Raw genomic sequence first — 14856 nt, 5'->3', positions numbered from 1 at the left:
GCGCCTCACTCCAGAGTCATCACGGAATAGTGTAGCTTTTTTTACATTACGGTAAACTATAGCCTGATTATCACTCGGCACTCTATGAAAAGGGCAGAAACATGGGATTTTTAACAGGTAAACGCGCGCTCATTGTTGGATTGGCAAGCACACGCTCTATCGCCTGGGGTATCGCCAAGGCCATGCAGCGCGAAGGAGCAGAGCTGGCATTCACGTACCAGAACGAGAAGCTCCGTGAACGTGTCGAGGATATGGCTGCCCAATGCGGGTCAGAGATCACTATGCCCTGCGATGTGGGCAGCGATGAACAGATCGAAGCGGCATTTCAACACCTGGATAATTTCTGGGACCACCTGGACATCATTGTCCACTCTGTCGCCTACGCCCCGCGCGAACAGTTGGAAGGCTCCTATCTGGATAGCGTAACCCGTGAGGGCTTCCGCATCGCCCACGAAATCAGTTCTTACAGCTTTGCTGCGCTGGCCAAGGCTGGCCGCAACATGATGGAAGGACGCAACGGCGCACTACTCACCCTCAGCTATCTTGGCGCGGAACGCACCATGCCCAACTACAACGTCATGGGCCTGGCCAAAGCCAGCCTGGAGGCCAACGTGCGTTACATGGCCCAGACCCTGGGTCCTGACGGCATCCGGGTGAACGCCATATCCGCCGGACCCATCAAAACGCTGGCCGCCGCCGGAATCGCGGACTTCAGAAAACTACTGGATCACGTGGAAAAGAACGCACCCATGCGGCGTAACGTCACCATTGATGAGGTCGGCAATACCGCCGCCTTCCTCTGCTCCGATCTAGCCTCTGGCATCACTGGAGAGATCACCTATGTCGATGGAGGATTCAACACCATCGCGATGGGCGGGTTGTCTTAGGGCGAAGCCGTGCGGGTATTTGGCACTAAACCGCCCGATGAATTTGACAGAAAGAAAGGCTCCCTGACCTGGATGCTTATTCCATTCTAAATCAATAGTGGAATCGTAGGGTGCGTCTTACGCACCCTGCATAATTTCTGGCGCTTTGAAATAGAAAATGCGGGCATGAGGCTTACCCCCACGCCCGCATCAACAAGCACCCATCAAATATTTTCAGCCTTCAACTCAATCTTTGAGTCTTTTTTCAGCCCATCTATAAATGCTTTGAACTCACCCTCGCCAAAGGAGCGCACCCCCGCCTGTTTCATGGCATCACGCGCTGCATTGTTTATCGCCGCCGGATCGCCATCGCGCACTACGGACACCCCCACCACGGCATAATCGCCCGAGGGAAGCACCACACCGCCATAAGACGAGGTGTTAGCAGCAGGCTTTGCAAGCCTGAATGAGGCATTGATAATCGCCGGATCAATTGAGCGGTCTTCACGCTTCAGATACCCAGCCTGCCTCCACTCCGCATGATATTCCCTAGCCAAGGCCGCAGGGTCTTCACCCTTCTTCAGCCGGGCAAGTGCGGCCTCGCCCGTTGACTTGGTCTTATCCCGTGCCGCCTGGGTACGCAGCTTTGCAACGACCTGATCACGCACTTCTTCAAGAGGACGCACTACAGCAGGCTTATGTTCCTTGATCCGCAACACCACCAACTTATTGTTGCCGATCTCAACCGGCTCGCCGTTGTTGCCGCGCAGCACATCCTCGCTGAACGCCGCAGCCCTGATCTTGGGATCACTGGCGACACCGTCTCCACCGTCACGCGTAAATAAACCGCTGGTCTTTATGGCAAGGCCAACCGCCTTTGCCACTGGAGCCAGCGAATCGGGATTTTCATAAGCTGCATTGGTCAGCAGTTCGGACTGTTCAAAAAACTGCTCTTCCGCCTTGTGCCGCCGGTAATCCTGTTCGATTTTTGCGCGCGCCTCTTCAAAAGTCTGGGTATGTGCTGACTTGATATCGGTAAGTTTGATGATATGAAAGCCGAAATCGCTCCTCACCAGATCGCTGACCTGCCCCATTTTCAGCGCAAACGCCGCTTGCTCGAACGCTTTGTCCATTACGCCCCGGCCAAAATATCCCAAATCCCCACCATTACTGGCCGACCCCGGATCTTCGGAAGACTGCTTTGCAAGCTTTTCAAAGGACTCACCGGCGCGCACCTGAGTCAGAATTTTTTCGGCCTTGGCGCGCGCCGCCGCGACGGTCTTGTCATCCGCCGATTTATCAACCTGAATTAAGATATGACCCGCCTTACGCTGCTCTTCCATGGCCAGCTCGGCGCTTTTTTCATCATAAAACTTGCGCAGGGCCTGCTCATCCACTGGCACCCGCTGCGCGAGATCATCTGCGGAAAGCTCAAGGTATTCGACACTCACCTGCTCGGGCACACTAAAACGCTCACGATTTTTTTCGTAGTATTGACGCACCTCCGCATCACCCACCACCGCTTCCGCCATAAACGTCGCCACCGGCAACGTGAAATATCCGATATCACGCTGCTGCTCGCGCAGACGGGCGATATTTCCCACTTCACGTGTTGTTATCACAGCGGTATTCATAATACCGTTGCGGAATTGGTCGATCAGCACGACGCGGCGCAGACGCGCCTCAAAGTCACCGGCACTCATGCCCTGGCCGCGTATGAATTGATTGTAAAGCTCCTTATCAAACCGCCCATCCCGCTGGAAGCTATCCACTTGCTGAATCTCGGCACTGAGCTGTTCGTTGCTGATGCGGTATCCCGCCTTCGACGCGGCCTGTACCAACACTTCTTCATCGACGAGCATATCAAGCACGTCGCGCTTTATGCGTTTGTCGTCGAGTAATGACGGGTCAAAGCTTGCGCCCAGCATAGACTGCAAACGCGCGCGTTGTTGATCATATGATCGCTGAAACTCATTCACGGAAATGTTTTTGCCATTGACCTTGGCGACATAGGCCTCGGCCTCCCCATCAAAATACTCACTGATACCCCACAGGGCAAATGGAATGATCAACAGCAGTACAATAGCCCATGCAAACCAGCCTTGAGCACGTTCTCTAATCAATTGAAGCATAGTGGCGGTCTTTAGGAATAGGGTTAATTAAGGATGATATGAAACCTAGCGATTCTTGGCTAGCGCAACAATAATATCGTCAAACAATCACCAATAGCCGGAAAGTAAAAAGGGCGCCCTGCTATACACAGGAGGCGCCCTTTCTATTTATTTATGGCGGAGTGGACGGGACTCGAACCCGCGACCCCCTGCGTGACAGGCAGGTATTCTAACCAACTGAACTACCACTCCGCAGCTTCTGGTGGGTGCTGAGGGGATCGAACCCCCGACATTCGCCTTGTAAGGGCGACGCTCTACCAGCTGAGCTAAGCACCCCGAGAAAGTCGACTATTTTACTGCATCCTTGAGCGCTTTACCAGCTTTAAATGCAGGAACTTTTGATGCCTTGATTTTAATCGCGGCGCCGGTCTGCGGATTACGGCCAGCACGGGCAGCACGCTTACGAACGGTAAAGGAACCAAAGCCAAGCACGCTGACATCTTCACCTTTCTTCAAGCTCTTGCCAATGGTTTTGATCATGCCATCGAGGGCGCGACCGGCAGCAGCTTTGGACAATTCGGCAGATTCGGCAATAGCCTCGATCAATTCTGATTTATTCACTTTTTCTTACTCCCTTTTTCATTGAAATATAGGATGATGACAAGAAACAAACAACACCGCTGAACCCATGGTGAACGCACGACATCACACAGCGGCTTTTTATACCAACAGCCATGAAGGCATGTCAAGCAATGTAGCATCTTTCACAAAATAAAACCCAAACTGCGTACCCGTGAAGGGCATATTATCCACTTCACGGGGACAATGCCGCTCATACGCAAAAAAACAGGCTGAAAAACGCATTATCAACGTTTTCCAGCCTGTCGTTATCTACCCAAAGCTAATGAGGAAGCTGGAGATTATCCTTCGCGGATTCCGCCGCACCTTCTGCGGCGACGACCCCCGCCTCCACCTTGGCGGCCAGCGGTTCCGGCATGTGCTGTAACGCCACTTGCAAAACCTCATCAATCCACTTCACTGGACGAATATCGAGGTGCTGCTTGATGTTTTTCGGAATATCAGCAAGATCACGCTGGTTTTCCTCAGGGATGAGCACAGTATGAATGCCGCCACGGTGCGCGGCAAGTAACTTCTCCTTCAGTCCACCGATGGGCAGCACTTCCCCACGCAAAGTGATCTCACCCGTCATCGCCACATCGGCACGCACCGGAATACCCGTCAGCACCGACACCAAAGCAGTACACATGCCAACACCGGCGCTGGGACCATCCTTGGGAATCGCACCCTCCGGCACATGGATATGGATATCATGCTTCTGATAAAACTCCTGGTCGATACCCAGCGCCGCGGCACGACTGCGCACGACGGTCATGGCGGCCTGCACCGACTCCTGCATAACCTCGCCCAATTGGCCCGTAATGGTGAGTTTGCCTTTGCCCGGCACTATAGCGGATTCGATGGTCAACAGCTCACCACCCACCTCAGTCCACGCCAGTCCCGTCACCTGGCCGACCTGATCATTTTCCTCAGCACGCCCGAAGCGGAAGCGCCGCACTCCCAAATACTTCTCCAGATTGCGGGGGGTGATAGTCACTTTTTTGTCCGTCGGCTTGAGCAGTATTTCCTTAACCACCTTGCGGCAAATCTTGGCAATCTCACGTTCCAGGCTGCGCACACCCGCCTCACGCGTGTAATAGCGGACAACCTCACGCATCACCGCCTCGCCCAGCACAATTTCGTCGGGGCCGAGACCATTCGCCTTGATCTGTTTGCTTACCAGATAACGCATGGCGATATTCAACTTCTCATCCTCGGTATAGCCAGGGATACGAATAACCTCCATACGATCCAGCAGCGGTCCGGGGATATTCAGGCTGTTGGCCGTCGCAATGAACATCACCTCGGACAAATCATAATCCACTTCCAGATAGTGATCATTGAAGGTGTGATTCTGCTCCGGGTCGAGCACCTCGAGCAGCGCCGATGCGGGGTCGCCACGGAAGTCCATCGACATCTTGTCGATCTCGTCCAGTAGGAACAGCGGATTGCGTGTTTCAATCTTGGCGAGGTTCTGGATGATCCTGCCTGGCAGCGAGCCAATATAGGTGCGGCGATGACCACGGATCTCCGCTTCATCACGCACGCCGCCCAGCGACATACGCACGAACTTGCGATTGGTGGCGCGCGCGATGGAGCGGCCTAGTGACGTCTTGCCCACACCAGGCGGACCCACCAGGCACAACACCGGTCCTTTTGACTTGGTTACCCGCTGCTGCACGGCCAGGTATTCAAGAATGCGCTCCTTGACCTTATCCAGCCCATAGTGATCCTCCTCAAGCACCTGTTCAGCCAAGGCCAGGTCATACTTGAGTTTGCTGCGTTTCTTCCAGGGCACATTGACCATCCAGTCAATGTAGTTGCGCACCACGGTCGCCTCAGCAGACATCGGCGACATCATTTTCAACTTATTGAGCTCTGCCTTGGCCTTGGTTTTGGCCTCCTTAGACATGCCGGCCTTTTCTATCTTCTGTGCAAGCTCCTCGACCTCATTGGGCTCACCTTCCAGCTCCCCGAGCTCTTTCTGAATGGCTTTCATCTGCTCATTCAGATAATATTCGCGCTGATTCTTTTCCATCTGACGCTTGACGCGGCCACGCACGCGCTTCTCCACCTGGAGCAAATCAATCTCCGACTCCAGGACAGCCATCAGGCTCTCCATGCGGGGGCGCAGCTCGACCTGCTCAAGAAGGTTCTGCTTTTCAGTGATCTTGAGCGCCATATGCGCAGCGATGGTATCCGCAAGACGACCAGGATCATCGATGCTTGCCAGCGAAGAAAGAATCTCGGGCGGCACCTTGTTATTCAGCTTCACATACTGATCGAACTGGCCAAGCAAGGAGCGCGACAGAACTTCCACTTCACGCTCTTCCAGCGGTGTCGCGTTTAACACGGCAACCTGCGCGGCGAAATAATCCTGCGCACCGATGAAATGGAGCACGTTGGCACGCGCCGTGCCTTCAACAAGAACCTTGACGGTGCCGTCCGGCAGCTTGAGCAGCTGCAGAATGCTGGCAAGCGTACCAATACGGTAAATATCCTCTTCCTGTGGATCGTCAAGCGCAGCGCTCTTCTGGGCAACAAGCAGGATCTGCTTACTACCCTCCATCGCCGCATCAAGCGCCTTGATAGACTTCTCGCGCCCCACAAAGAGAGGGATCACCATATGAGGGTAAACCACCACATCCCTGAGCGGCAGAATGGGGGTCACCATCAATTGATTGGTGATTACTTCTGATGTCTTGTCATTTTGTTCCATCTATTGGATACCTCACTGTGGATTCTGACCAAACAAGCACATAAACGACGCTTATGGAACAAGTGGAAGCTCCAAGCAAACTCAGAGACCTCGCAAGAAGCCAAACATACACACAGTTGATTGTGAAGCGTAACCAAACCGTGAGTTGACTGTTTAGAGGCTTCCTCAGCTGGACATGCAAAAGGTATGCAATATGAACCGCGCACCCGCTTGATGACTCAGCACTTCACAATACATGCGGCCTGACGCGGAAAATTTCAAGAAAAAGCAGAAATTTCCGGAAGATCTAATGATTTGAACATTACTGATTACTTCACGCCCATCCGTGGGCCATTTTGATTTGAACAGAAAACGTGTCTTTTTGCTGTTTTTATGACCTTTCAAACATTTCCGCGCCTAAAAAATGACATCGTTCAGAGCGAGCTGTTATTTCGACAGCCTACTAATCCCCGGTTGCGGTGCGCGGAAATTCAGCACCCTCATAAATCATTAACGGTGCGGACGCACCACTGATAACACCCTCATCAACAACCACCTTGGCAACATTCTCCATGGATGGCAGTTCGTACATGGTATCAAGCAGCGCATGCTCCAGAATCGACCGCAGGCCACGGGCGCCGGTCTTGCGCTCCATCGCCTTGCGGGCAATCGCGCTCAGGGCGTCTTCGCGAATCTCGATCTCACAACCTTCCATCTCAAACAATTTGGTGTATTGTTTGGTGATCGCATTTTTTGGCTCGGTGAGAATGCGTACCAATTGCTCCTCATCCAGCTCTTCAAGCGTGGCGACTACCGGCAACCGACCGACGAACTCGGGGATCAGGCCATACCTGATGAGGTCTTCGGGCTCGACGTTGCGTAGTAATTCACCAACGCTTTTCTTGTCGTCCTTGCTCTTCACCTCGGCGGAGAAACCGATGCCACCCTGTTCTGAACGGGCACGCACAACTTTTTCCAGACCAGAGAATGCACCGCCGCAAATAAACAGGATATTGGCGGTATTCACCTGCAAAAATTCCTGCTGCGGATGCTTGCGTCCACCCTGGGGCGGCACGGAGGCGATGGTACCTTCGATCAGCTTGAGCAACGCCTGCTGCACACCCTCTCCGGACACGTCGCGGGTAATGGAAGGGTTATCCGACTTGCGCGAGATTTTGTCTATCTCGTCGATATAGACAATGCCGGTCTGCGCCTTTTCAACGTCGTAGTCGCATTTCTGCAACAGCTTCTGGATGATGTTCTCAACATCCTCACCGACATAGCCCGCCTCGGTGAGCGTGGTGGCATCCGCGATGGTAAAGGGTACGTTGAGAAGCCGTGCCAATGTCTCGGCGAGCAGAGTTTTGCCTGAACCGGTAGGCCCGATCAGTAGAATATTGCTCTTGGAGAGCTCAACGTCGCCGCTCTTTTTGGGGCCGGAGTTAAGACGTTTGTAATGATTATAGACGGCCACCGCCAACACTTTTTTGGCTTGCGTCTGACCGACGACGTAATCGTCCAGAATCTGCTTGATTTCATGCGGCGTCGGAAGCTTTCTGCCCTTTACCGAAGCGGATTTCTCTTGCATCTCTTCGCGTATGATGTCATTGCACAATTCCACGCATTCATCACACACAAAGACCGATGGCCCAGCAATGAGTTTGCGCACTTCGTGCTGACTTTTGCCGCAGAAAGAGCAATAAAGCAGCTTCTTTCCGTCTTCGCCAAAACCGTGTTTGTCATCGCTCATAGCGCCACCTCAGATTATACAACCCGTCCCATTCCTTCCCGCTGCAAGCGGAAAAATTTGCGCGCCACTATAGCGCGGCGTGCTGCCATTATCCCTGACGCTTATCTAACACCGCATCGATGAGGCCATACTCCACCGCCATCTGACCACTCATGAAATTATCGCGGTCCGTATCAACCTGGATCTTATCCATAGGCTGCCCGGTATGCTTGGCGAGGATAGTATTGAGGCGCTCGCGCACCATCAAAATTTCACGGGCATGGATGTCAAAATCCGACGCCTGCCCCTGGAAACCACCCAGTGGCTGATGGATCATCATCCGGGTATGGGGCAGGCAAAAACGCTTGCCCGACGCCCCTCCCGCCAGCAACAAAGCACCCATGCTCGCAGCCTGACCCACGCACATGGTGCTGACATCCGGTTTAATGAACTGCATCGTATCATAAATCGCCAAACCGGCACTCACCGAGCCGCCCGGCGAATTGATGTAGAGGTGAATGTCCTTATCGGGATTCTCCGACTCCAAAAACAGCAACTGGGCCACAACCAGGTTGGCCATGTAGTCTTCAACCGGACCCACCAGGAAAATCACCCGCTCCTTGAGCAAACGGGAATAAATATCGTAGGCACGCTCACCGCGCGCCGACTGTTCAACCACCATCGGCACCAGGTTCAGTGCGGTTGCGCCTAGCGCGCCATTCTTGATCATGCTATCGGTCATCATCCTGCTTCCTTTAACAATATCTGCGCGGATAAAAATCAATCGGGACTATTCAACCCTGCTGAGCAGGCTGCATCAACGCTTCAAAAGAGATTGGCACATCACTGACAGCCACATTCTGAAGCACCCAAGCCACCGCCTGATCCTCAAGCACTAGCGCCTCAACACCTGCCAGCCGCCTGCGATCTGCGTAATACCAGTTGATGATCTCTGCGGGTGACTCATAACTGGATGCCGCAGCCTCAACAGCGGCACGCAGATTTTCCGGCTGCGCTTTGAAAGCATTTTTGCGAATGATTTCCGCAAGAATCAGCCCCAGAGCGACCCGACGACGCGCATGCTCCTCGAACATCCCCGGCTGCAGGCTGATATTCGCCATCTGAGCGCCGCGCGCGGCCAAGTCATCCTTTGCCTGCTGCATCAACTGGCCGATCTCGTCGTCAATCAGCGCGCGCGGCAATGTCAGCGGATTGGCTTGCAGCAATCCATCGAGCACCTGCTGTTTGACCTTGCGTTTAACGGCCTGTTCCATCTCGCGCTGCATATTGCCTCGGATCTCTGCGCGTAACGCATCCGCACCACCTTCGGCTATGCCGTAGGCCTGGGCAAACTCGTCATCGACCTCCGGCAGTTTGGACTCCGAGACGGATATCACCTTAATGGCAAATTGCACTGGCTTGCCGGCGAGTTCAGGTGCGTGATATTCCTCGGGGAATTGCAGGTCAAGCGTCCGCTCTTCACCGGCCTTTGCACCGATCAGCTTGTCCTCGAAACCTGCGATAAAGGTCTTCGATCCCAACACAACAGGAACCTGTTTCCCTTCGTTGCCGGCAAAGGGTTCACCCTCAATCGTACCCGTAAAATCAAGCACCAGCCTATCGCCATCCTGCGCGGGGCGCTCCACGGTCTCCCACTCGGCGGCCTGTTTGCGCAGGCGCCCCAGCACGACAGTCACATCCGCTTCTGTAACTTCGGCAGCCGGCTTCTCGATCTTGATGTTATCGAGATTGACCTGGGTAACTTCGGGATAGATCTCGAACACGGCGGTATATTCCAGACCCTTATCGGGCTCCAGACTGCTGGATTCGATCCTGGGAGTACCTGCCAGACGCAGCTGCTGCTGCGTTATGGCGTCACGGAAGCTCGACTGGACCACCTCATCCTGCACCTCGAACCGCACCTGCTGGCCGTACATGCGCTGCACCAGGCTAAAGGGCACTTTACCGGGGCGAAAGCCATCCACTTTAACCCGGCGAGCCAGTGACTTCAGCCGCTCCTGCACCGCCGTCTCAACGCGCTCTGCGGGCACAACAACGGTTAAACGACGCTCAAGACCTTCACTTGATTGAACTGAAACTTGCATCTGCACCTCGGGAATAATGTATGCCGGTTAGTTTGTGTTAAAGAAATGGGGGCGCGCCGCTACTTATAAAGGGCGGCAACATCCCAAGAAACTGGTGCGAAAGGAGAGACTCGAACTCTCAAGGGTTGCCCCGCTGGTACCTAAAACCAGTGCGTCTACCAATTTCGCCACTTTCGCAATGATGCTTCACCGGAAAACCGGCCATGAATTCTGATTATACATATTAAAGCAGGAAATCGAACTACTCCAGACTGTTTATGACCAAAAAAGCTGCCGCAGGTATAGAGGGTCACCCTGAAACCGGCCAGTTACAAGGCCCGAGCAATGAGAAAAAGACTAAATTTACGAACGCCGGGAAATTTGGCTTGGCGAGCAGGCAAGGTTTTACGCTGAAAAAACACATTTTCTATGCGGGAGAGAGAAACATCGCCCACAGTAAATTTCGCGCAATAAAAATGCCGTTCACCTGAATCAAGTGAACGGCATTACTGATACATCAGAGCTTCTAGCGGTTAACCGCGTGTTAGCCGGGCTGGATGTTCGCAGCTTGCTTGCCCTTGGGGCCGGCTACTACATCAAAGGTTACCCGCTGATTTTCCTGCAGCGTTTTGAAGCCGCCGGAGCCTTGAATCGCCGAAAAATGCGCGAAAAGGTCTTCACCGCCATCATCGGGGGTGATAAAGCCAAAACCTTTAGAGTCGTTAAACCACTTTACAGTACCTGTTGCCATTGAATATTTTCCTAATAAAAGTAATTATGGGCGGATGCCCGATCTATCGAATCAAGAAAAAAGGGCCAACTTAAAGTACCGCAATTTGGTGCTTGAATTCCACAGACAGCCGTTAGACTACCAGGAATCGAAATAAATTCAAAGTATTTTTGTTTGAATTATGCAAATTTATCGCAGCAACGCCCTCCTCTGACCTTCAGACCTAAAAAACGACACTATCAAAGCGCTGCTCGCGCCCCACTACCACCATGCTGACGCGATTGGGCAGACAGGCGGCGGATTCGCCGCCGCGACCGAGCCAGCCGGTATGGACGCACTGTTTTCCACGACAGGGAGAGGCAGTAAAACGTGCCTTGCCGTCATGGATGTCGATGATGCTGGGTCCCAGCTCGCCCTCTATGGCCAAGCGACGGTCCTGGCGCAGTGAAACCACCCTTTGTTCTTTGCCGCCCACCATGATGCGCACCTCCTCGCCTTGCGTGGATGAGCCCCAATAGGTGAGATACAGATAGGGCAGCAGCGCCAACGCCAGCGCCACGACGACCCCGTCTGCGCGCGTCATCATGGCGGAGCCACTGTCACCTTGGGCGACGGATCAACTTCGAAGCGTACGCGCTTCGCCATGGCGGGCGTCACGACTATCCGGCCTTTGTCGTCGATCAACATCACCTGCGTGATCCCCAGTTTTTTCGCTATTTCGCGCCATCTTTGCGGGCCGGCGACGAACAATGCCGTGGATGCGGCATCGGCGGTGGCCGCGTCATCAGCAATGACCGTTACGGATATGACACCCGTTGCGGGGTAACCACTGCGGGGATCGATGATGTGATGATAGCGCTTGCCCTGGTATTCATAAAAGCGCTCGTAGTCTCCGGAGGTGAGAATGCTTTCATCACCGCGCGTCTCAATCGATGCCAGCACACCTTCCCCACGCGGATTACGGATACCGATGCGCCAGGGACGGTCACCATGTTTGCCGATGGCGCGCAGATTACCTCCAGCATTGATGATGGCATTTTGGATGCCGAGTTCACGCAAACGGGCGATAGCCAGATCCACGCCGTGTCCCTTGGCGATGGCGCCGAAATCGAGCTGCACAGCGGGGTTGGTACTGCGCAACTGGCTCCCGTCAAGGAGCAGGTCATCCATGCCGGGGTGCTGTTTTGTCAGGGCCGCAATGGCCGCAGGGTCGGGCGGCGGACCAATGGGTAGGTCATCCTGCTCAAAGCCCCACAGCTTGATCAGTCGGCCTATGGCCGGATTGAACATGCCCTCGCTGGCGCGAGACAAGGTGATGGATTTTTGTACCAGCGGCAATATCGAGACAGGGACAGTGACAGATGCGCCCGTCGAAAGAGCCTGATTCATACGCGTAAGAGGGCTGTCATGCCAGGCGTGCCAGTCGTTGTGCATCTGCTGGAGATCTTCGCCGACCTGGCTGCTGGCCTGTTGCGCCAGACTCTTGTCCACGCCCCAGATACTGATCTCCACAAGGGTGCCGAAAGTGAGAAGCTGCTGCTGGTAGAGCGGCTCTTCCCGTTTGGCGCAGGCGCTGAGCAGGAGCACCAGCATGATTGTGATGTGTCCGCCAAACTTATACATGGCAACTGGAGGCTGTACCCGCACCGCTGTTATAAATGCTTACGCTCCGCCAGCCGGGTCTCAATACAATCCATCAGCCAGCCGCTGATATTGAGGTCGTAAATGGCATCGAGTTCCCGGATGCAGGTGGGACTGGTAACATTGATTTCCGTGAGATAGTCACCGATCACGTCCAGACCGACGAACATCAGGCCTTTTTCGCGCAAGATCGGCCCTACCTGCTCACATATCCACAGATCACGCTCACTCAGCGGGACGCCTTCGCCGCGCCCTCCGGCAGCGAGATTGGCGCGCGTCTCGCCGGGAGCGGCGATGCGCGCCAGGGCGAAGGGCACGGGCCTGCCGTCTATGAGCAGGATGCGTTTGTCGCCCGCACTGATCTGCGGAATGTAGCGTTGCGCCATGATGAAGCGTGTTTCACGACGCGTCAGGGTCTCGATTATGACGTTGATATTTGGATCATCCTCGTGCACACGGAACACCGATGCGCCGCCCATGGCGTCCAGTGGCTTGAGGATGATGTCACCGTGCTCAAACAAAAAGTCCCGGAGCTGATCGGCATTGCGGCTCACCAGGGTAGGCGTGCAGCACTGGGGAAACCAGGTGGTGTAGACTTTTTCATTCACATCGCGCAGGCTTTGCGGCTTGTTGACTACCAGCACCCCCTCCGCTTCGGCGTTTTCCAGCAGGTAGGTGGTATAGATGTACTCCATGTCGAAGGGTGGATCTTTACGCATCAGGATGACGTCGAGCTCGGCAAGCGGCTTGGTCTGGGACTCATCCGCGCAATCGAACCAGTGGTACAGGTCATCCTGTACCGACAATTCGCGCATCCTGGCGTAGGCCGTGCCGTCGCGCAGGAACAGGTCGCCCTGTTCCATGTAGAAAAGTTGCCATTCACGCGACTGGGCTTCGAGCAACATCGCCAGCGTGCTGTCTTTTTTGGCATTGATGGAGGCCATGGGATCCATCACCACACCCAGCTTAATCATGCGCGCGTCCCGGCGATTTCCCGCGCGGCGGCGAGCAATGCGAGGCGGGCAATCACGCCATAGGCATAGAAACGGTTGGGATTGGCATCCGGCGATTTGTTCGGGTCGGGGTTGTTGCAGGGTTCGGCGAAGGCCAGTGGTTCAAACTGCATGCCCGGCGCATTAAGATTTTCATCGACGCCGCGCGCGGTATGTACGCGGTAAAAACCGCCGACCACAAAGCGGTCGATCATGTAGACCACGGGCTCGGCAACCGCCTGCGCATCGCCCCACGTTTCAAAGGTGTAGACACCTTCCTGAATGATGACCTGGGTTACGGACTGCCCACCCTTGGTGGCCGCCATATGGGTACGCTGTTTGCGGTTCAACTCATAGATTTCATCGGTGGAATGTATCGTCATGATGCCCATGCCATAAGTGCCGGCATCGGCCTTTACGATCACAAACGGTTTTTTATCCAGATCGTATTCGTTATATTTGCGTTGGATGGATTTCAGCAACGCGTCGACATTAGTCGCCAGGCACTCCTCGCCTTCGCGCTTCATGAAGTTGATCTCCCCGCACTGGCGAAACAAGGGGTCAATCAGCCACGGGTCGATGTCGATCAACTCGGCGCATTCCTGAGCCACCTGCCGGTAGTGCCTGAAGTGATCGGATTTGAGTCGGTTGGACCAGCCAAGATCGAGCGGCGGAACCACCGGTTGCTCCAGACCTTCCAGAATGGCGGGACGGCCACTCGACAGATCGTTGTTGAGCAACACCATGCAAGGGAAAAAGTTTGCAACACCCACTCTATCGCCTTTGCGCAGCAAGGGTTCCAGATGCACCGTGCGGCCCGAAGGCAATGCCACATCGAGCGGCGAGGTCAGATCCTCGATCAGGGAACCGAGGCGCACCTCAAAACCCGCTTTGCTGAGAATCTCGTGCAGAGTAGCCAGGCTTTCAAGATAAAACAAGTTACGGGTATGGCTTTCGGGGATCAACAGCAGCTTGCTAGCGCGCGGACAGATGCGCTCCACGGCGGATTGCACCGCCTGAATGCACAGCGGCATAAACGCCGGATTCAAGTTATTGAAACCGGCCGAAAACAGATTGGTATCCACTGGTGCCAGCTTGAACCCGGCGTTGCGCAAATCCACCGAGGCATAAAACGGCGCGGGCGTTTCCAGCCACTGGGCACGCAACCACGACTCGATACTGGCCTGGCGTTCCAGCAGGTGGCGCTCAAGCTTGAGGAGAGGGCCGGTCAGCACCGTTGTCAGGTGAGGTACGCCGGAGGAATGATCAATGCCCATATTGACAGGTTATCCTTAAGCTTTGTAAGTGCCTAATACTCTACCAGTCTGCCGGACTCAGGTCGAATCTGAGCCTTGTCCAATGACACATGAGCCTGAACGAAGGGGTG

Annotated in this window: 13 protein-coding genes and 3 tRNA genes; 2 read left to right on the top strand and 14 right to left on the bottom strand. The window is 54.5% G+C overall.

Annotation, left to right across the window (positions count from 1 at the left end; all coding sequences use genetic code 11):
* The first annotated feature begins 101 nt into the window (after positions 1–101).
* Positions 102–887: an enoyl-ACP reductase gene (locus M3A44_06680; GenBank protein MEQ6341335.1), complete on the top strand. Its 786-nt coding sequence runs from the start codon at positions 102–104 to the stop codon at positions 885–887.
* Positions 888–1090: 203 nt separating this feature from the next.
* Here the strand turns inward: M3A44_06680 and M3A44_06675 are convergent, their stop codons facing one another.
* From M3A44_06675 to M3A44_06635, 9 genes are all read right to left on the bottom strand, one after another.
* On the bottom strand, positions 1091–2998 hold the full coding sequence (locus M3A44_06675) for a SurA N-terminal domain-containing protein (GenBank protein ID MEQ6341334.1): 1908 nt from the start codon (positions 2996–2998) through the stop codon (positions 1091–1093).
* Between the two features lie 154 nt (positions 2999–3152).
* Positions 3153–3229, bottom strand: a tRNA-Asp gene (locus M3A44_06670).
* A gap of 8 nt (positions 3230–3237) precedes the next feature.
* Positions 3238–3313, bottom strand: a tRNA-Val gene (locus M3A44_06665).
* Positions 3314–3325: 12 nt separating this feature from the next.
* A complete protein-coding gene (locus tag M3A44_06660; GenBank protein MEQ6341333.1) occupies positions 3326–3598 on the bottom strand; it encodes an HU family DNA-binding protein in 273 nt (90 codons plus the stop codon).
* A 280-nt stretch (positions 3599–3878) separates the two neighbouring features.
* Positions 3879–6314, bottom strand: a complete 2436-nt coding sequence (lon, locus tag M3A44_06655; protein MEQ6341332.1) for an endopeptidase La — start codon at positions 6312–6314, stop codon at positions 3879–3881.
* Between the two features lie 442 nt (positions 6315–6756).
* Entirely contained in the window at positions 6757–8043 is a 1287-nt protein-coding gene (gene clpX, locus M3A44_06650) for an ATP-dependent Clp protease ATP-binding subunit ClpX (protein MEQ6341331.1), read from the bottom strand.
* Between the two features lie 88 nt (positions 8044–8131).
* Positions 8132–8713 carry an ATP-dependent Clp endopeptidase proteolytic subunit ClpP gene (gene clpP, locus M3A44_06645; GenBank protein ID MEQ6341330.1) on the bottom strand — a complete coding sequence of 194 codons (582 nt, stop codon included), beginning with the start codon at positions 8711–8713 and terminating at the stop codon, positions 8132–8134.
* 103 nt (positions 8714–8816) lie between these two features.
* Positions 8817–10127: a trigger factor gene (gene tig / locus M3A44_06640; protein ID MEQ6341329.1), complete on the bottom strand. Its 1311-nt coding sequence runs from the start codon at positions 10125–10127 to the stop codon at positions 8817–8819.
* A 92-nt stretch (positions 10128–10219) separates the two neighbouring features.
* Positions 10220–10304 (bottom strand) — tRNA-Leu (locus M3A44_06635).
* Positions 10305–10384: 80 nt separating this feature from the next.
* Between M3A44_06635 and M3A44_06630 the strand changes: the two genes are divergently transcribed.
* Entirely contained in the window at positions 10385–10597 is a 213-nt protein-coding gene (locus M3A44_06630) for a hypothetical protein (GenBank protein ID MEQ6341328.1), read from the top strand.
* Positions 10598–10650: 53 nt separating this feature from the next.
* Here the strand turns inward: M3A44_06630 and M3A44_06625 are convergent, their stop codons facing one another.
* The 5 genes from M3A44_06625 to gshA all read right to left on the bottom strand — a co-directional run bounded on the left by M3A44_06625 (position 10651) and on the right by gshA (position 14746).
* Positions 10651–10857 carry a cold-shock protein gene (locus M3A44_06625; GenBank protein ID MEQ6341327.1) on the bottom strand — a complete coding sequence of 69 codons (207 nt, stop codon included), beginning with the start codon at positions 10855–10857 and terminating at the stop codon, positions 10651–10653.
* 202 nt (positions 10858–11059) lie between these two features.
* Positions 11060–11422 carry a NusG domain II-containing protein gene (locus tag M3A44_06620; protein MEQ6341326.1) on the bottom strand — a complete coding sequence of 121 codons (363 nt, stop codon included), beginning with the start codon at positions 11420–11422 and terminating at the stop codon, positions 11060–11062.
* Entirely contained in the window at positions 11419–12459 is a 1041-nt protein-coding gene (locus M3A44_06615; protein MEQ6341325.1) for an FAD:protein FMN transferase, read from the bottom strand. The genes M3A44_06620 and M3A44_06615 overlap by 4 nt, the downstream gene beginning before the upstream one ends.
* A gap of 29 nt (positions 12460–12488) precedes the next feature.
* Positions 12489–13451: a glutathione synthase gene (gshB, locus tag M3A44_06610; protein MEQ6341324.1), complete on the bottom strand. Its 963-nt coding sequence runs from the start codon at positions 13449–13451 to the stop codon at positions 12489–12491.
* A complete protein-coding gene (gshA, locus tag M3A44_06605; protein ID MEQ6341323.1) occupies positions 13448–14746 on the bottom strand; it encodes a glutamate--cysteine ligase in 1299 nt (432 codons plus the stop codon). The genes gshB and gshA overlap by 4 nt, the downstream gene beginning before the upstream one ends.
* Positions 14747–14856 lie beyond the last annotated feature (110 nt).

It is taken from the genome of Gammaproteobacteria bacterium (assembly GCA_040183005.1).
In the GTDB taxonomy this organism is placed as follows: Bacteria; Pseudomonadota; Gammaproteobacteria.
This window is presented reverse-complemented; position numbering and strand designations above follow the sequence as displayed.